The 17,513-nt window shown below is 74.0% G+C and carries 17 protein-coding genes; 7 read left to right on the top strand and 10 right to left on the bottom strand.

The window, feature by feature from the left end; translation table 11 throughout:
• Positions 1 to 677 precede the first annotated feature (677 nt).
• Together B5P21_RS07195 and B5P21_RS07200 are read left to right on the top strand one after the other, a co-directional pair.
• Positions 678 to 1,811, top strand: a complete 1,134-nt coding sequence (locus B5P21_RS07195; RefSeq protein WP_094170974.1) for a hypothetical protein — start codon at positions 678 to 680, stop codon at positions 1,809 to 1,811.
• A gap of 44 nt (positions 1,812 to 1,855) precedes the next feature.
• Positions 1,856 to 2,329 (top strand): DoxX family protein, encoded by a 474-nt coding sequence (locus tag B5P21_RS07200; protein WP_045528380.1) that lies wholly within the window; start codon positions 1,856 to 1,858, stop codon positions 2,327 to 2,329.
• 51 nt (positions 2,330 to 2,380) lie between these two features.
• On the opposite strand, the gene B5P21_RS07205 is transcribed toward B5P21_RS07200, so the two are convergent.
• From B5P21_RS07205 to B5P21_RS07235, 7 genes are all read right to left on the bottom strand, one after another.
• Complete coding sequence (locus tag B5P21_RS07205) at positions 2,381 to 2,620, bottom strand: PLDc N-terminal domain-containing protein (protein ID WP_052663211.1); 240 nt, start codon at positions 2,618 to 2,620, stop codon at positions 2,381 to 2,383.
• A gap of 85 nt (positions 2,621 to 2,705) precedes the next feature.
• Positions 2,706 to 3,857 carry an amidohydrolase gene (locus tag B5P21_RS07210; protein ID WP_236688668.1) on the bottom strand — a complete coding sequence of 384 codons (1,152 nt, stop codon included), beginning with the start codon at positions 3,855 to 3,857 and terminating at the stop codon, positions 2,706 to 2,708.
• Complete coding sequence (locus tag B5P21_RS07215; protein ID WP_094170975.1) at positions 3,793 to 5,124, bottom strand: sensor histidine kinase; 1,332 nt, start codon at positions 5,122 to 5,124, stop codon at positions 3,793 to 3,795. Before B5P21_RS07215 ends, B5P21_RS07210 begins: the two co-directional genes overlap by 65 nt.
• Positions 5,117 to 6,697 (bottom strand): threonine/serine exporter family protein, encoded by a 1,581-nt coding sequence (locus B5P21_RS17255; RefSeq protein ID WP_094170976.1) that lies wholly within the window; start codon positions 6,695 to 6,697, stop codon positions 5,117 to 5,119. Before B5P21_RS17255 ends, B5P21_RS07215 begins: the two co-directional genes overlap by 8 nt.
• An 81-nt stretch (positions 6,698 to 6,778) precedes the next feature.
• On the bottom strand, positions 6,779 to 7,666 hold the full coding sequence (locus B5P21_RS07225) for a dienelactone hydrolase family protein (protein WP_045530377.1): 888 nt from the start codon (positions 7,664 to 7,666) through the stop codon (positions 6,779 to 6,781).
• 204 nt (positions 7,667 to 7,870) lie between these two features.
• Positions 7,871 to 8,782, bottom strand: a complete 912-nt coding sequence (locus B5P21_RS07230) for an alpha/beta hydrolase (protein ID WP_094170977.1) — start codon at positions 8,780 to 8,782, stop codon at positions 7,871 to 7,873.
• Positions 8,783 to 9,005: 223 nt separating this feature from the next.
• Complete coding sequence (locus B5P21_RS07235; protein ID WP_045528374.1) at positions 9,006 to 9,626, bottom strand: (deoxy)nucleoside triphosphate pyrophosphohydrolase; 621 nt, start codon at positions 9,624 to 9,626, stop codon at positions 9,006 to 9,008.
• Positions 9,627 to 9,743: 117 nt separating this feature from the next.
• Between B5P21_RS07235 and B5P21_RS07240 the strand changes: the two genes are divergently transcribed.
• The gene (locus B5P21_RS07240; RefSeq protein ID WP_043674885.1) at positions 9,744 to 10,091 is read left to right on the top strand and encodes a LysR family transcriptional regulator; all 348 of its coding nucleotides are present in this window, start codon (positions 9,744 to 9,746) and stop codon (positions 10,089 to 10,091) included.
• A 39-nt stretch (positions 10,092 to 10,130) separates the two neighbouring features.
• On the opposite strand, the gene B5P21_RS07245 is transcribed toward B5P21_RS07240, so the two are convergent.
• The gene (locus B5P21_RS07245; protein ID WP_045528371.1) at positions 10,131 to 10,967 is read right to left on the bottom strand and encodes an alpha/beta fold hydrolase; all 837 of its coding nucleotides are present in this window, start codon (positions 10,965 to 10,967) and stop codon (positions 10,131 to 10,133) included.
• A gap of 124 nt (positions 10,968 to 11,091) precedes the next feature.
• Between B5P21_RS07245 and B5P21_RS07250 the strand changes: the two genes are divergently transcribed.
• From B5P21_RS07250 to B5P21_RS07265, 4 genes are all read left to right on the top strand, one after another.
• Positions 11,092 to 12,807: an AMP-binding protein gene (locus B5P21_RS07250; RefSeq protein ID WP_094170978.1), complete on the top strand. Its 1,716-nt coding sequence runs from the start codon at positions 11,092 to 11,094 to the stop codon at positions 12,805 to 12,807.
• 114 nt (positions 12,808 to 12,921) lie between these two features.
• Positions 12,922 to 13,590, top strand: a complete 669-nt coding sequence (locus tag B5P21_RS07255; RefSeq protein WP_094170979.1) for an FMN-binding negative transcriptional regulator — start codon at positions 12,922 to 12,924, stop codon at positions 13,588 to 13,590.
• Positions 13,587 to 15,152 carry an amidohydrolase gene (locus B5P21_RS07260; protein WP_094170980.1) on the top strand — a complete coding sequence of 522 codons (1,566 nt, stop codon included), beginning with the start codon at positions 13,587 to 13,589 and terminating at the stop codon, positions 15,150 to 15,152. Before B5P21_RS07255 ends, B5P21_RS07260 begins: the two co-directional genes overlap by 4 nt.
• 41 nt (positions 15,153 to 15,193) lie before the next feature.
• Positions 15,194 to 16,222: an NADPH:quinone reductase gene (locus tag B5P21_RS07265; protein WP_045528363.1), complete on the top strand. Its 1,029-nt coding sequence runs from the start codon at positions 15,194 to 15,196 to the stop codon at positions 16,220 to 16,222.
• A gap of 86 nt (positions 16,223 to 16,308) precedes the next feature.
• On the opposite strand, the gene B5P21_RS07270 is transcribed toward B5P21_RS07265, so the two are convergent.
• Both B5P21_RS07270 and B5P21_RS07275 read right to left on the bottom strand, forming a co-directional pair.
• The gene (locus B5P21_RS07270; RefSeq protein ID WP_045528361.1) at positions 16,309 to 16,605 is read right to left on the bottom strand and encodes a hypothetical protein; all 297 of its coding nucleotides are present in this window, start codon (positions 16,603 to 16,605) and stop codon (positions 16,309 to 16,311) included.
• 155 nt (positions 16,606 to 16,760) lie between these two features.
• Positions 16,761 to 17,462: an NAD(P)H-hydrate epimerase gene (locus B5P21_RS07275; RefSeq protein WP_094170981.1), complete on the bottom strand. Its 702-nt coding sequence runs from the start codon at positions 17,460 to 17,462 to the stop codon at positions 16,761 to 16,763.
• Between the last annotated feature and the right edge of the window lie 51 nt (positions 17,463 to 17,513).

A 17,513-nucleotide genomic window follows, 5' to 3' on the forward strand; every position in this document is an offset into this window, starting at 1 on the left:
TTGCACTCGTTGGACTCGGCGCTCGTACTTTGTAGCCTTTCGTTCCCAAGCTTTGTCGTAGTTGATACCCTCGGCTCTCTGAGCGTGCATCCGTCGATGCAATACATTCCACTCCTGCTGTAGGACGAAGTGCCAGTTGAAAAGCCATTGCTTCGCCCAGCGACTGCGTCGAGGTTGCAGGAGCATGAGGTCAACAGATTCCTGGGTTGCCCAATTGATTGAGTGCATATCGTAGGCCTGCGGAGTGAGTGCATTCGGCGGGACTAAACGCATGAACGGGATAGGAGGGCCATCAGAAGAATACTCGTCTCCTATACCAAAAACGTATTGCAGCTTTTCCTTGGCCCAGCCCCTGCGGGCCGCGAGTCCACTGTCGCTTCTCGAAAATGCCCTTTGTAGCGCCGGGCCTAGTACGGCGCCGATAACCCCGGACAGGGCGCCGACCAAAATTATTAAGGATAACGGCTGGTCCGCTGATTCTTCCACTGGAGCTCCTCTAGGCCGTCATGTGCTCTATTGCAATGAGTAGCACAGGGAAAGCGAGTTGACTAGGGCCCAGTTTGGGATGATGGAACTGCACCGAGGGTCGGGGCGGGTGGATTGACGACGCTAAAGACTAGAATCTCGTCGTGCGAAGTGCCGATACAGGAAGCGGAAACCGCGGGACGAGGGGATCCATGACGACGCACGCGCCCGGCCGACCGCAGCTGGACACGACGCCGCTGACCGGCCGCATCGACCGCGACGAACTCCGCCGGTCCCGCCGCGAGTTCAGCGCGCGCTTCCCCGTGCTCGTCTCGCCGCTGTTCCTGCTCGGCCGCGTCGCCCTGGGCATCCTCGCCGTGCTCGCGATCCCGCTCGGCGGGGTCCTGCTGCTCGCCGGCGGCCTCGGCGCGATCGTCACGGACGACCCGGAGACCCGCGGCGACGCCCTCGGCATGGCCATCTTCGCGATCCCGCTCTTCGGGACCGGCGTCTTCTTCGCGTGGCGCCTGATCCGCACGCGCCGCCGCCGCAGCTCGGTCCGCTCCCACTACCGCCTCACCCGCTTCGGCCGCGTCAACGGCCTCAGCTACACGCCCGGGCCGGTCTCGGACGGGCACATGGGATCCGCCGGGCGCGGCATGTTCGTCACCCGCGTCATGCGGCCCCGCACCGCGCGTCCCGTCGAGTTCGGCAACCACGAGCTGGAGCAGGGGTCGCGGTTCGACGGCATCACCCAGTACGGCGGCTACGCGATGAGCGGCCTCCGCCGCGAGCTGCCGCACATCCAGGTCATCTCGAACCGCACGCGCCTCCCCCGGGAGATGGCGCCGACCATCGACGTCGCCCGCGACCAGCGCCTCGAGCTCGAGGGCGACTTCGACCGCCACTACGAGCTGTACTGCGCGGCCGGCAGCGAGCGCGACGCCCTCTACCTCTTCACGCCCGACGTCCTCGCCCTGCTCATCGACCGGGTGCGGGGCCTCGACGTCGACGTCGTCGGCGACCGGCTGCTGCTCACCTCGTACGACGACGTCGTGACGCGCGATCCCGAGCGCCGGCGCGACGTGATCGAGGCGACGACCGCGCTCGTCGCGAAGGTCGACCGGTGGGAGCGCTGGCGCGCCGATCCGATCGCGCGGCCGGAGGATCCGTCGGCGCTCGATGCGGTGCTCCACGCGGTGGGCCTGCCCGACGCGGGGCGCGCGTCCCGTCCGCGGCCGGTGCGGCGGCTCCGGATGACGCCGACGCTCGGCGGCGTCATCGCGGTCGGCCTGCCGCTGCTGCTGTTCGTCGTGGGGTGGATTGCCGTGCTCGTGTCCCCGTGACGGCGTGGAGGGGCCGCGCATGCGCCCCGCGTCAGACTGGGCGCATGACCCCGAGCCCCGCGACCCGCCCCACCGCCGACCGCCGCATCGCCCCGGACGGCGGCCGCCGCTCGATCCCGCGCACGCTCGGCCGCATCCTGCTCGGCCTCGTGCTGATCATGGCCGGCACCGGGCACCTCACGGTCGCGCGCGAGTCGTTCCAGGCGCAGGTGCCGACGTGGCTGCCGATGGATCCCGACTTCGTGGTGGTCGCGTCGGGCGTCGTGGAGATCGTGCTCGGCCTCTCGCTCGTGCTCCTCGATCGCTGGCGCGTCTGGGTCGGCCTCGTGGTCGCGGCGTTCTTCGTCGCGATCTTCCCCGGCAACATCTCGCAGCTCGTCACCCGCACGCCGGCGTTCGGCCTGGAGACCGACGCCGCGCGCGCCATCCGCCTCGTCTTCCAGCCGCTCCTCGTGATCTGGGCGCTCTGGGCGACGGGCGCCTGGTCCGCGTGGCGGAACAGGCGCGCCCGCCGCTGACCGGGGTCGAGCGGCGGGCGCGGGCGCTCCGACGGGAGCGGCGTCGGGTGCCTACAGGCTGAGCCGGACGCGGTGGACGGCGCGCTGCGCGGCGGCCGTGCGGTGCCCGATGCCGAACCAGGCGATGGCGCCGAAGATCGGGAAGACCACGGCCGCCACGACCCAGAGGTCGCGCGCGAGACCGGCGAGCGCGCGGTCGCGGACGATCTGCAGCACCGCCGCCACGACGAGCGCGACGTGGGCGATGGCGATCGGGGCGGCGACGGCCCCGGCGATGAGTGCATCGGACATGGTGGTGCCTCCTGTCGTGTGCGCGTCCGTCGAACCTACGCGCGTGCCACCCCGACACGCGAGAGGAGGGCGGCCGTCGCGGCCTTCACGCCCGTCTCGATCGTGCCCCCATGGTGGGCGCGAACTGCGGCGTGTGGTTGCCGGGCGGCGGGGTCGCGCCGCCGAACGGCGACGCCTCGACGCCGCCGAACGCCCAGGAGACCGTCGGCACGCCGATCGCCTCGCCCAGGATCCCGAAGTCCTCGCTGCCCATGATGGGCGGCGACTCCTTGACCATGTCCTCGCCGAGCTGCGTGGTGAGCGCCGCCACCACGCCGCGCGTCGCCTCCGGATCGTTCCGGTTCAGCGGGAACGACACGATCTCCTCGATCTCGGGCTCCGAGGCCCCGCTCGCGGCGGCCTCGGCCCGGATGATCCGCCGCACGGACGCCAGCACGCGCTCGCGCACGGCCGGGTCGAACGTGCGGATGCTGAGGCCCAGCGTCGCGTGCTCGGGGATGATGCTCTCCTTCGTGCCCGCCTGGAACGTGCCGACGGTCACGACGGCGGCCTGCGGACCGATCTCGCGCGCGACCACCGTCTGCAGGCGCAGCACGATGGCGCTGGCGGCGACGATCGGGTCGATGGAGTTCTGCGGCGGCGACCCGTGGGCGCCGCGGCCCTTCACGGTCACGCGCCACGAGTCGCTCATGCTCATGAACGCGCCCTCGCGCGTCGCGACCACGCCGACGGGGAGCGGGACGACGTGCTGGCCGAGGATCACCTCGGGGCGCGGCGCGCGATCCCCGAGGCCGTCGGCGAGCATCGCGCGGGAGCCCTCGCCGGTCTCCTCGCCGGGCTGGAACACGAAGACGATCGTGCCGGCCCACGCGTCGCGGTTCGCGGCGAGCGCCTGCGCGGTCGTGAGCGCGGCGGCGACGTGGAAGTCGTGGCCGCAGCCGTGCGTGGTCGGCACCTCCGTGCCCGACGGGTCGATGCCCGTGTCGCGGCTGGCGTGCGCGAGGCCCGTCTCCTCGAGGATGGGGAGGCCGTCGGTGTCGGCGCGGAACGCGACCACCGGGCCGTCGTCGTTGCGGAGGATCCCGACGACGCCGGTGCCGCCGCAGCGGCTCGTCTCGGCGCCGATCGCCTCCAGGTACGCCTCGATCGAGCGGGCGTCGGCCGAGCGGGCGTCACTCCGCGGGCTGCTCCGCCGGCAGGCGCAGCGCGACGCGGGCGCCGCCGCCCGGTGCCGCATCCACGGTCGCGGATCCGCCGTGCGCCTCCGCGACCTCGCGCACGATGGCGAGGCCGAGCCCGGATCCGCCCGAGTCGCGGTCGCGCCCCTCGTCGAGGCGCACGAAGCGGTCGAGGACGCGCTCGCGTTCGGCCGCGGGGATCCCGCGCCCGTCGTCGTCGACCGTGAGCACGACGCCGTCGGAGCCCGCCGTCGTGGACACGGTCACGGTCGTCGCCGCGTGCCGGGCGGCGTTCTCCACGAGGTCGCGGACGGCGAGCGCGAGGAGCCGGGCGTCGCCGGAGACGCGGCAGGCGGTGGTCCCCGATCCGTCGACCCGAACATCTGCCCGCCCGCGCAGCCGCGCGACCTCCTCGAGCGCGACGTCGTCGAGGTCCACGGGGCGGCGGTCGAGCGCCGCGCCGTGGTCGAGGCGGCTGAGCACGAGGAGCGCGTCGACGAGGTCCTGCTGCCGCCCGCCCTCGGCGAGCACGACGTCGGCGAGCTCGGCGAGGCTCGTCCGGTCGGGGTGGATGCGGGCGAGCTCGGCGGGCTGCCGCACGGTCGCGAGCGGGGAGCGGAGCTCGTGCGACGCGTCGGAGACGAAGCGCCGCTGTGCCGTGCGGGCCGCCTCGAGGTGGGCGAGCATGCCGTTGAGGGTGCGCGCGAGCCGGTCGACCTCGTCACCCGTCCCGGGCTCGTCGATGCGCGCGTCGCCCGCCGCGGAGCCGATGGCCTGGGCGTCGCGGCGGATCCGCTCCACCGGTCGCAGCGCACGACCCACGACGATCCACGCCAGCAGCGCCACGAGCGCGACGACGACGGGCACGGCCACGAGGAGCAACCGCACGACCGCCGCGACCGCCTCGTCGGCCTCCTCGAGGGACGCCGCGACGACGACGGTCACGCCGCCCGCGTCCTCGACCTCGCCCGCGACCACGAGCCGCCGCTCCCCGTCGACGACGACGTCGTCGGCCCGGTCGTCGACGTACAGGGGCGGGCCGTCGGCGTCATCGCCGTGCGCGATCACGCGGCCGTCGCCGTCGAGCACCTGCACGAGGTCGTCGTCGCCGAGGCCCGTCACCGCCTGCGGACCGCCCGCGGCGACCGCATCGGCGACGGTCTCGAGCGTGCGCCCGGCGGCCTCGCGCACGCCGTCCTCGAGCGAGGCCCGCAGCACCACCGCGAACGCGACCGCCCCGAGCGCCCCGAGCACGAGCGCGATGAGGGCGACCGCGGTCGTCGCCCGCACGCGGAGCGAGCGGCGTCGCCGGCCCGGCTCACGCATCGGATCCGCCCAGTCGGTACCCCGCGCCGCGCACCGTCTCGATGGTCGCGGTGCCGTACGGCCGGTCGAGCTTCCGGCGCAGGTGCGCCACGTACACCTCGACGATGGACGGGTCGCCCTCGAAGTCGTCGTCCCGGACGTCCTGGACCACCTCGCGCTTGGACACGACGCGGCCGGCGTTCCGCGCGAGGAACTCCAGCACCGCGAACTCGCGGCTCGTCAGGTCGATCTCCTCGCCGGCACGGGACGCGCGGCGGGGGCCCGGGTCGACGACGAGGTCGCCGATGCGGTGCGCCACCGGCCGGACGCGCGCCGCGACCACCGTGCCGAGCGCGCCGAGCAGCGTCGCGACCAGGAACGTCGCCGCGAGCAGCGGGACGCCGGCCGCCTTGAGGATCCAGAGCGACACCGTGCCGACGAGCGCCATGCCGATCGCGACGGGCATCACGCGCGCGTTGGCGCCCTGCGTGATCCCGGTGGCGCCGGCCGCGAAGAACGTCGTGATCAGCAGCATCCAGAGAGGCAGCGCCCGCAGGGTGATGTCGGTGGGATCCACCTCGATGTCGACGACGGCGGTGAGCGCGAGGCCGCCCGGGATGCCGACGGCGATGCCCGCGACGATGAGCACGATGATCATGGCCCGCGACAGCGCCATGGCCCGGAACCCGGAGATGGCGTCCTGCGCCCACGTGACGATGGTGACGTGGGGGAGGATCAGCACCACCACGGCCGCGACCATCGCCGCGGCGCTCCCCGCGGGCATGACGCCCGACCAGATCGCGAGCGTGCCGAGCGCGGCGACGGCGGCCGACTGCACGGCGACCACGAAGAACGGCGGGATGCCGCGGCGCGAGAGCTGCCGGCCGAGCACCATGGCGCCGATCATCAGCAGGAACGCCCCGACGGCTCCCGGCAGGGATCCGCCCGCCTGCAGCGAGACGGAGACGCCGAACAGGCCCATGGCGGCGTCGGTGATCCACGACGGCCAGCGCGGCGGCGACCTGAGCACCTCGACGAGGCCCTCGACGGCGCTCGTCATGTCGCGGTCGTCGTGGAGGAGCTCGTCGACGATCTGGTAGACGAGCGACAGCCGGTGCAGGTCGCTGCCCTCGGCGGTGACGACGCGCAGCTTCACGAGCGGCGGACCCTCGAGCGGCGCGTACTGGATGGTGATGGCCGTGCCCGTGATGTCGAGCTCCAGCGGCGCGAGGTTCCACTTCGTGCTCACGGCGACGATCGCGATCTCCACCGCGCGCACGTCCGCGCCGGACGCGAGCATCACCTCGCCGAGGTCGAGGCAGAAGTCGACGATCTGGCGCGGGGAGTACAGGTCGCCGAGGCGGCCGTGCGCGGGCTCGGTCCCCTCGTAGATGGTGCCGCGGAGGCGGGCGCGGACGTCGCGCATCTCCTGCGGGTTGACGCGGCGGCGGCGCTGGCGCGGCGGACGCGCGGCTCCGGGATCCCGGCGGGGGCGCCGCGGGTCGCCGGGCGGCGGGGTGGTGCTCAGCGCGATCAGCGCTCCGTTCGGTGGCCGGCCCGCGTCGAGCGGGGGCGGATGGTGGATCGTCCCCACCCTAGGCTCCCCTCCGGGGGACACGCCCGCGCGGCGCCCGACCCGGAGATCGGACGCCGCGCGGTGGGGGAGCGGAGGGGATCAGCCCTTGGGGCAGGAGCTGAGCGACACGCTGATGGGGCCGCCGACCTTCGGGGCCGGGCAGATGAACTTCGCATAGGCGCTGTTGCCGTCGAGGTAGCGCTTGAGGAACGCCGTGACCGCGTTGCGGATCGCGGCGACCGGCGCGTGCTCGCCGGCGGAGTGATCGAGGCCCTTCAGCTCCAGGTACTGCTTCGGGGTGCCGGCGGGGATGGAGTCGTACGCGGGCTTGCCGAAGTCCTTCGGACGGGCGACTTCGTCCTTCTGGCCGGTGATGACCAGCGTGGGGGTCGTGAGCTTCGGGTACGTCGCGTACAGCGCGTGCGGGTCGCTCGCGGGCGGGACGTCGAAGGGCATGAGCCCGATCGCGGCCTTGATGGACGGGCGCGACTGCGCCGCCTGCATCGTGCCGCCGCCGCCGAACGAGTAGCCGATGAGGCCGACGTCCTTCGCGGAGACCTCGGACCTCACGGCGCTCTGGCCAGTGAGGTAGTCCGTCGCGGCGAGGATCTCGGTGGCGCGCTGGGCGGGTAGGTCGCCCGTGTCGAGGGTGTCGATGACGAACGCGACGAAGCCCTGCGAGGCGACGAGCTGGCCGAGCTCCTTCTCGTCGGCGTTGGTGTTCGTGAAGCCGGGCGTGATGACGACGGCACCGAGGACGGGCTTGCCGGTGTCCTGCGGCGTGTAGATGACGCCGCCGCCGAACGCCTTCACGGCCGTCTTCGGGACGACCGTGGTGCGCACCGCGAAGGGCGCGTGGTGGTGCACGACGACCGGCTGGGGGGCCGGGGCATGGGCCTGGGCTGCGGCGGGGGCCGCGAGGGTCGCGACCAGGGCGAGCGCGGCGACCGCCGCGGGGCGGCGGAGCGAGGAGGGCATGACGGACATGGGCATCTCTCTGTTCGACGAGAGCCCGCGGCGATCGCCGCGGACAGGGTGTGGCAGAACGCTAGGGGCACGCGACCCCGACCGCCGTCCCGTCATCCCCAGCCGCGCCGACCTGGGGATGATCTGCCCGCGGCGCGCGCTCGGTCGTCTGCGCGCGCGGCGCCCGACCGGGTGGTCGGACGCCGCGCGGGACGAGCGGACGTGTCAGCTCGTGGGGCAGGAGCTGGTCGAGGCGCTGATGGGGCCGCCGACCTTCGGCGCCGGGCAGATCTGCTTCGCGGCGGCGGTGTCGCCGTCGAGGTACCGCTCGAGGAACGCGGTGATGGCGGCCCGGATCGTGGCGACCGGCTTCCCCATCCCGGCCGCGTGGCCGAGCCCCGTGAGCTGGAGGTACTGCTTCGGGGTGCCGGCCGGGATCGAGTCGTAGGCGGGCTTGCCGAACTTCGCCGGGATCGCGGTCGCGTCCTCCTGTCCGATGATGATGAGCGTCGGCACCGTCAGCTCCGGGTACGCGGGGTGGACCGCCTTCGGGTCGCCGGCGGGCGGGTAGTCGTACGGCATGAGGGTCAGGGCGGCCTTGATCGACGGGCGACGCTGCGCGGCCTGGAGCGTCCCGCCGCCGCCCATGGAGTAGCCGAGGAGGGCGACGCGGTCGGGGGAGACCTCGCCCGTCACGGCGCTCCTGCCGGTGAGGTAGTCGGCGGCGGCGAGCATCTCGGTGGCGCGCTGGTCGGGGAGGTCGGCGCGGTCGCGCGTGTCGATGGTGAAGACGACGAAGCCCTCCGCGGCGAGCTCGGTGCCGTAGGCGGCCATGTCCGACTTCCTGCCGTGGAACCCGGGGGTGACGACGACCGATCCGAGGACCTTCCGCCCGGTGTCGCGCGGGGCGTAGATCGTGCCGCCGCCGAAGCCCGGATCCGCCGTGGCGGGGACGACGATCTGGTCGACGTCGGACGGCTGGTGGTGGGAAGAGGCGGCGGGGCGCGTCACCGGGTGGTGGACGGGCTCCGCCGCCTGGGCGGCCGTGGGCACGGCGAGGGTGGCGACGAGGGTCAGGGCGGCGATCGCCGCGGCGCGGGAGCGGAAGGAGGGGAAGGAGGGGGGTGTTGCGGGCATCAGGCGTCTCTCGGATGGCGTCGGGACGTCCGCGGCGACGGCCGTCGGACGGAAGTGGACGCTACGGAGGACGACGCTCCCCCGGATCCCGCCGCCCCCAGCCCCCGCGCGGGGGCGCGACGCATCCCGGTCCGCGCGTGGGCCGCCGTGGGTCCGGTCTCCGGCTCCCCGTCGCCGCGTCGGATGCCCCGAGCGCGCCCGAGGTCACGGGCCGCGGTCGGACTCAGCCGAGCATCGCCCGCACATCGGCGAGCGAGAGCCGCGCGGCGACCGCGATGCGGTGCTCGTCGAGCCCGTCGGCGCGGGCGGCGCGCACGCCCGCCTGGAGCTCGGCGACGGCTTGCGCGTACCCGTCCGACAGCTCCGACAGGCGTGCGGCGTGCGCGTCCCGGGACGGGTCGGGGGCCGGTGGCATCCCACCGAGGTCGATGACCCAGTCCGCGCCCGGGTGCCGGGCCTCGAGCAGGAGGCGACGCACCGCCGGCAGGTCCGGCGCCGACCAGTCGAGGTCGCCGAGGTCGGCGACGGGCACCCAGCGCAGCTCGTCGTGGTCGGTGCTGGCGGTCGGCAGCGGCCCCGTCGGATCCACGAGGTAGCAGGCGAGGTCGATGACGCGATCGCCCACGGGCACCTCGGAGCGGTCGACGAGCGCGCCGACCGTCACGTCGACGCCCAGCTCCTCGCGGATCTCCCGCGCGAGCGCCGCCTGCGGCGTCTCGCCCGGCTCGACCTTGCCGCCTGGGAACTCCCACGTGCCCGCACCCGGCTTGTGCGCCGCGCGTCGGCAGGCGAGCGCGCGCCCGTCGCGGATCAGCACCGCCGCCACGACCTCGAGTCCCGCCATGCCGTGCCTCCTCCCGGGCGCCGTCCGCCGCCTCGACGCTACCGGCCCGCCCGGGCGCGCCCGACCCGGCCTGTACCGTGGGACATCCGGCATCCGCCGCGACGAGAGGCACCACCCGTGAAGATCAGCCACCAGCGTCACTTCGTGGTCGCGGCCGAGGTGCTGCACCTGCCGAAGGCGGCGGATCAGCTCGGCATCTCGCGCGCGAAGCTCGCCTCCTCCATCCGCGCGATCGAGGAGCACTACGGCCGTGCCGTGTTCGACCCGCAGAGCACCGAGACGCGCCTGACGAAGACCGGCCGCCTCGCGTACGAGGAGGCCCTCGAGGAGCTGGCGAAGCCGTCGACCCCGCCCGAGGCGCCGAAGCCGCCGGCCGGCGGGAAGGCGAAGGCCTCCAAGGGCCAGGGCCGCGCGCCCGTCGTCAAGGGCCAGCCGAAGCCGTACAAGCGCACGCAGGGGCGCTGAGCCGAGCCGGATCAGCGCCCCTGCGCCGGGTGGTGCGTCCTACTTCTTGAGGAACTCCAGCACGGCCTGGTTCCACTCCTCGGGGTGGCTGACCGTGACGCCGTGCGGGGCGTCCTTCACGACGTGCAGCTCCGAGCCGGCGATGGCCTGGTGCGTACGCGCGCCGGATCCCTCGAACGGCACGGTCGCGTCGCTGTCGCCGTGGATGACGAGCGTCGGCACGGTGACCTTCGTGAGGTCGTCGCGGAAGTCCGTGGTCGCGAACGCGGCCATCGACGCGAGCGCCGCGTGCTTCTTCGACTGATGCGCGAGGGCGATGGCCTCCTGGCGCTCGGCCTCGGTGACCTTGAGTACGCCGTTCGCCGAGTAGAAGCCGGTCGTGAACTCGTCGTAGAAGGAGTCCTCGTCCTTGGTGAGGCCGGCGGTCATCTCGGCGGCCGCGTCCTTGGTGAGCGGGCCGTCCGGGTTGTCGTCGGTCTTCTCCAGGTACGGCGGCACCGCGGAGGCGAACACGACGCTGTGCAGGCGCGCCTCGCCGCGGGTGCCGATGTAGCGGGCGATCTCGCCGCCGCCCATCGAGAAGCCGACGAGCGTGACGTCGACGAGGTCGAGCGCGGTGAGCACCGCGTCGAGGTCGGACGCGAAGGTGTCGTAGTCGTAGCCGGTGAGCGGTTTGTCGCTGCGACCGAAGCCGCGGCGGTCGTACGTGATGACGCGGAAGCCGGCGGCCTCGAACGCGGGCACCTGCTTGCTCCACGACTCGCCGGACAGCGGCCAGCCGTGGATCAGGACCACGGGGCGTCCCGTGCCCCCGGTGTCGTCGACGTGCAGGTTCGTGTCCTTCAGGAGCCCGTGGTGGGCGGTGATCTCGGTCATGCGATCGTCCTTCCCTCATTCATGAGTTCGTGCACTACTCAAATGCTTCGGAGCCGTCCGCCGAGCGGTGCGGTCTCCGGATCGCCTGCGGCGCGCACCGGGGCGCGGGCGGCAGGATGGACCCATGCCCGAAGCCAACTCCTCCTACCGCGCCGCCCGTGACCTCCTTCAGGAGATGCGCACCGACCGGACAGCCGCCGCGGCGCGCTTCCGGTGGCCGGACGTGGGGGAGTCCTTCAACTGGGCGGTCGACTGGTTCGACGGAATCGCGCGCGGGAACGACCGGGTGGCGCTGCACGTCGTGGCGGGCGACGGATCCGAGCGCCGCCTCACCTTCGACGAGATGGCGACGCGCTCCGACCGCGTCGCGACCTGGCTCGTCGCCCGCGGCGTCCGGAAGGGCGACCACGTCATGCTCATGCTCGGCAACCGGGTGGAGCTGTGGGAGACGATGCTCGCGATCATGAAGGCGGGCGCCGTCATCCTGCCGACCTCGACCGTGCTCGGGTCCGCCGACCTCACGGACCGCGTCGTGCGCGCGGGCGTGCGCCACGTCATCGCCGACCTCGCGCACACCGCCGTCTTCGACGACGTGCCGGGGGAGTACGCGCGCATCGCGATCGGCGCGACGGGCGACACGTCGGTGCCCGCGGGCTGGGCCGACTACCGCGACGCCGACGACGCGCCCGGCGACCGGGTGGGCGTCGCGGTCGCGTCCACGGATCCCGCGCTCGTCTACTTCACGTCCGGCACCACGAGCAAGCCGAAGATGGTCGTGCACACGCACGTCTCGTATCCGGTCGGCCACCTGACGACCGCCTACTGGCTCGGGCTGCAGCCGGGCGACGTGCACCTCGCCATCAGCTCGCCCGGCTGGGGCAAGCACGCGTGGAGCTGCTTCTTCGCGCCGTGGATCGCCGAGGCCACCGTCTTCGTGCACGACTACGCGCGCTTCGACGCGCACGCGCTCGTGGAGCAGCTGGACCGGGCCGAGGTGACGACGTTCTGCGCGCCGCCGACCGTGTGGCGCATGCTCATCCAGGCGGGGATCCGCGAGCGGCCCGGGAGGCTGCGGGAGATCATGTCCGCCGGCGAGCCGCTCAACCCCGAGGTCATCGCGCGCATCGAGGAGTGGTGGGGCCTCACCATCCGCGACGGCTACGGCCAGACCGAGACCACCGCCATCGTCGCGAACGCGCCCGGCGACCCCGTCGTGCCGGGCTCGATGGGCCGGGCGCTGCCGGGCGCCGACCTCGTCCTCGTCGATCCCGTGACCGGCGAGCCCGCCGACGAGGGCGAGATCTGCCTCGACCTCACCACCCGGCCCGTGAACCTCATGGCCGGCTACCTCGGCGACGACGCCCGCACCGCCGAGTCGCTGCGCGACGGCTTCTTCCACACGGGCGACGTGGCCCGCCGCGACGCCGACGGGTCCATCACCTTCATCGGCCGCACCGACGACATCTTCAAGTCCTCCGACTACAAGGTCTCGCCGTTCGAGGTCGAGAGCGTGCTCATCGAGCACCCGGCCGTCGCGGAGGCCGCGGTCGTGGGCGCGCCGGACGACGTGCGCCTCAACGTCGCGAAGGCGTACGTGCACCTCGCCGCCGGGTGGGAGCCCGACGCGGACACCGCGCTCGCCGTGCTCAAGCACGCGCGGGAGAAGAGCCCCGCCTTCATGCGCGTGCGCCGCGTCGAGTTCGGCGAGCTGCCGAAGACCGCGTCGGGGAAGATCCGCCGGGTCGAGCTGCGGCAGCGCGAGGTCGAGGCGGCGGACGCGGGCGAGCGGCTCGAGGGGGAGTGGCGCGACGACCAGTTCCCGGGTCTGCGGGCGCGCTGAGCCCGTCGCGCCGCCGGGCCGCCCGGTGGTGATGGGAGCAGGTGTCGGCGGCCGGTAGCATCCCGTCATGCCCCTCGCCTCCCCGTCCGCCCTCGAGCCGCGGCGGGCCGCCCGGTGAGGGAGAACCCGTCGTTCGCGCTCGAGGACGTCGCCGAGATCCGCCGCCTCGTGGACGGGAACCCGTGGGCCACGATCGTCAGCGGCACGGGAGCCGGGCTCGTCGCCTCGCATTACCCGGTGCTGCTGGATCCCGACCGCGACGACCTCACGCTCCTCACCCACGTCGGCCGCCCCGACGAGCGGATCCACGAGCTCGGCCAGCGCGACGGCGCCGACGGCGAGGTGCTCGTCATCGTCCAGGGGCCGCACGGCTACGTGTCGCCCGGCTGGTACGACGCCGACCCCGCCGTGCCCACCTGGAACCACGTCAGCGCGCACCTGACGTGCCGCGTCGAGATCCTCTCGCCCGAGGAGAACCTGCGGGTGCTCGGGCAGCTGGTCGACCGCTTCGAGGACCGCATGCCCGAGCCGCGCCGCATGGAGGGGACGCCCGAGGACGCGGCCTACGCCGCCCGCATCAGCGCCGGCACCGTCGGCCTCCGGCTCGTCGCCACGCGGTTCGTCGCGAAGGCGAAGCTCAGCCAGAACAAGTCGGCGCACGTCGTCGAGCGCGTGCTCCACGAGCTGGAGCACGGCGCGGAGTACCCGAACCCGGCGCTCGCCGCGGAGATGCGGCGCGCCCGAGCCCGGGCCGAGGGCGGCTCCGCCGGGGCCGACGCGTGAGCGGCCTGCTCCTCGCGGGCGGACGCCTGCCCGGATGCGACGCGCCCGTCGACGTGCTCGTGCGTGACGGCGTCATCGCGTCCGTGGGTCCCGCCGGATCCGCGGACGCGTCCGGCGTCGAGACCCGCGCCCTCGACGGCCGGTTCGTGATCCCGGGCCTCTGGGACAACCACGTGCACTTCACGCAGTGGACCAAGGTGTCCCGCCGCCTCGACCTGTCGCGGGCGTCGTCCGCGGAGGAGGCCGTCGCGCTCGTGCGGGACGCGCTCGCGACCCGCGCGGCCTCCGCCGGATCCGGCCCTGTCACGGGCGCCGGCACCCCCGAGGCGCTGGTCGGCTACGGCTTCCGCGACGCCCTCTGGCCCGACATCCCGAGCAAGGACCTGCTCGACGCCGTCGCCGGCGACACGCCCGTGCTCCTCGTCAGCGGCGACCTGCACTGCTGCTGGGCGAGCTCGGCCGCGCTCGCGCCCCACGGCTACGGGGACCACCCCACCGGGCTCCTGCGCGAGGACGACTGCTTCGACTTCATGTACCGCGTGGAGGAGGGCGACGCGTCATCGCTCGACGCGCAGGCCGTGCAGGTCGCCCGCGAGGCCGCCCGACGCGGCGTGGTCGGCGTCGTCGACCTCGAGATCGACGGGAACGCCGACCGCTGGCGCCGCCTCGCCGCCCTCGGGCACGACGCGCTCCGCGTGGAGGCCGGCATCTGGCCGCAGGACTTCGACCGGGCGCGTGTCGAGGGCCTGCGGACGGGCGACGTGCTCGACGGCACCGGTGGGCTCGTGCGCGTGGGACCGTCGAAGGTCGTCACCGACGGATCCCTCAACACCCGTACCGCGTACTGCTTCGACCCGTACCCCGACCTCGACGGCCAGGGCGGCGACGCGCACGGCGGCGCGTGCGGCCAGCTCTCCGTGCCGCCGGACGAGCTGCGCGGGCTCATGGAGCGCGCCGCGCGGCAGGGGCTGCGGCCCGCGATCCACGCCATCGGCGACCACGCGAACCGGCTCGCGCTCGACGCGTTCGCGCACCTCGACCGGGTGCTCGGGGGCGCGCACCGCGACGCGGACGGGCTCGCCGGATCCATCGAGCACGCCCAGCTGCTGACGCACGAGGACGTCGCGCGGTTCGCCGCGCTCGGCGTGGTCGCGAGCGTCCAGCCCGAGCACGCCATGGACGACCGCGACATCGCCGACGTCTACTGGGCCGGGCGCACCGCCCGCGCCTTCGCGCTCGCCGACCTCCGCGCGGCGGGCACGCGCCTGGCGCTCGGCTCCGACGCGCCCGTCGCGCCGCTGGATCCATGGGCCACCATGAGCGCCGCCGTCGGCCGGTCGCGCGACGGCCGGGAGCCCTGGCACCCCGAGCAGGCCATCGACCGGGCCGCCGCGCTCGACGCCTCCGTCCGCACGCGCGTGGCGTCGGGGGAGCGGGCCGACCTCGCGGTCGTGGAGCGGGATCCGCTCGCCGCCTCCACCTCCGCCGACGACCTCCGCGCGATGCGGGTGTCCGCCACGCTCCTCGGCGGCCGCCTCACGCACGACACGCTCGGCGGCTGACCGGCAGGAACACCGCGCGGCCGCCGGGCGTTGGGCCCGTCATGAGAGCGATCACCTACACCCGCACGGGTGCCCCCGACGTCCTGCAGCCCGTCGACCGCGACGAGGCCGCCCCCGGCCCCGGCGAGGTGCGCGTCCGCGTCGTCGTCTCGGGCGTGAACCCCACCGACTGGAAGTCCCGCGACGGCGGCGCGCCCGGCCAGGAGCTGCCGTTCCCCGAGGTCGTCCCAAACCAGGATGGCTCCGGGATCGTCGACGCGGTCGGCCCCGACGTCACCGACCTCGCCGTCGGCGACCGCGTCTGGATCATGCTGGCCGCCCACGGCCGCCCCACCGGCACCGCGCAGGAGAAGACCGTCCTGCCCGTCGACCGCGTCGCGCCGCTGCCCGACGGCCTCTCCTTCGACCTCGGCGCGAGCCTCGGCGTCCCCGCCGTCACGGCGCACCGCGCGCTCACCGTCTCCGAGGACGGCCCCTCGCGCCTCGCGCCTGGGGCCCTCGCCGGGAAGCATGTGCTCGTCGCGGGCGGCGCGGGAGCGGTCGGCCACGCGGCCATCCAGCTCGCGCGCTGGGCTGGCGCGACCGTGATCACCACGGTCAGCTCGCCCGAGAAGGGCGCCCTCGCGACGGCCGCCGGCGCGCACCACGTCGTCGACTACAAGCACGGCGACGCCGTCGCGGAGATCCGGTCGATCGCGCCCGACGGCGTCGACCTGGTCGTCGAGGTCGCCCCCGCGCAGAACGCCGAGCTCAACCAGGCGGTCGCGAAGAACCGCGCCTCGGTCGCCGTGTACGCGAACAACGGCGGCGACACCGTCACCCTGCCCGTGGTCGACAGCTTCGTGAAGAACCTGCGCTACCAGTTCCTGCTGCTGTACACGGTGGGCCAGGAGGCGCTCGACGCCGCCCGCGCGGACATCCACCTCGCGCTCATCGACGGCGCGCTCCCGGTGGGCGAGGAGGCGGGCCTGCCCGTCACGCGCTTCCCGCTCGAGCGCACGGCCGACGCCCACCAGGCCGTCGAGGACGGCGTGACCGGCAAGGTGCTGATCGACGTGACCGGGGCCTGATCCGCAGGGCCCCTGACGACGGATGGCCGCACCGCCCTCGGGCGATGCGGCCATCCGTCTGCGGTGGGCCGATGGGCGGACGCGGGCTACTCGGTGCCCGCTACCCGGCGCCGCGAGCGCGGCGGCCGCGTCAGCAGCCGCTGCATCACGAGCGGCGCGAGGGCGCTCGCGTTGAGGCACGTGGAGATCAGGAACGTGATGGCGAGCAGGTTCGTCGGGATGTCCCACGCGTCGCCCAGGAGGTGCAGCGCGAGCACCCCGAGCGACACGACGAGCAGGAGCCACGACGATCCGCGGAGCCACCGCGGGGTGCGCGCCCCCGCGAGGGCGACGACCGCCATGACGGCGGCGTTGGCGATGGCGAGGGCGAGCGGGCCGGTCATGCCGGCCCTCCGCCCGTGATGCGGTGCTCCCTGGCGTGACCGTGCATGATGTCGTCCCCCTTCGACGGGCCGGATGGCCTGCCTCGACTCTTCCGCAGCGGGAGCGTCGGGTGAAGTCGGCGATATCGAGGACACGGCGCCGCCCGGGCGCGTCGTCAGGGCGCGGCACGCACCAGCGGCGTCGACCCGGAGAGGTCGAGCCCCACGTCGACCAGCTCCACGCGGCCCGCGAGCGCGCGGCCGGGGCCACGCAGCAGGCCGGGCTTGCCCGCGCCGAACGTCACCGTGACGTCGGCGGGCAGCACGGTCGGATCCGGCACCGCCCCGTCGTCGCAGCCGACGCCGCTCGGGATGTCGCACGCCACGACGACCGGGCCGCCCGCGTCGCCGACGACCGGGAGGAGCGCGGCGACCACGCGGCGCGCCTCGCCGCGGAGGGCGGGGCTCGCTGTGGTGCCGATGCCGAGGATCCTGTCGACGACGAGCGCGGACGCCCGGCCGAGCGCCGCCACGCCCACGTCGTCGAGCTCCTCGGACGGCGTGATCGGCACGCCCGCAGCGGCCGCCCGCGCGGCGCCGACCTCGTGGACGCGCGACGCCGTGCGGATCACCCGCACCTCGCGGCCGTCCCGCGCGAGCTCGGCCGCCGCGAGCATCGCGTCGCCGCCGTTGTTCCCCGCGCCGACCAGCACGAGCACGGCCCCGTCGGGCGCCTCGGCGCGGCAGACGCGCGCGAGGCCCGCGGCCGCGACGCGCATGAGCTGCGCCCCGGCCGCCAGCAGCGGGGCCTCGGCGGCGCGGATGTCCGCGGCCGCGTAGCCGTCAATCAATTCGCTCGGGTTAAAAGTTTTCGACATCTACCCTTTTCTCCACTTAGGGCTTGTGGATTCCATAAGAAAAGAGTGACT

The organism is Clavibacter michiganensis subsp. insidiosus, from assembly GCF_002240565.1.
GTDB lineage: Bacteria > Actinomycetota > Actinomycetes > Actinomycetales > Microbacteriaceae > Clavibacter > Clavibacter insidiosus.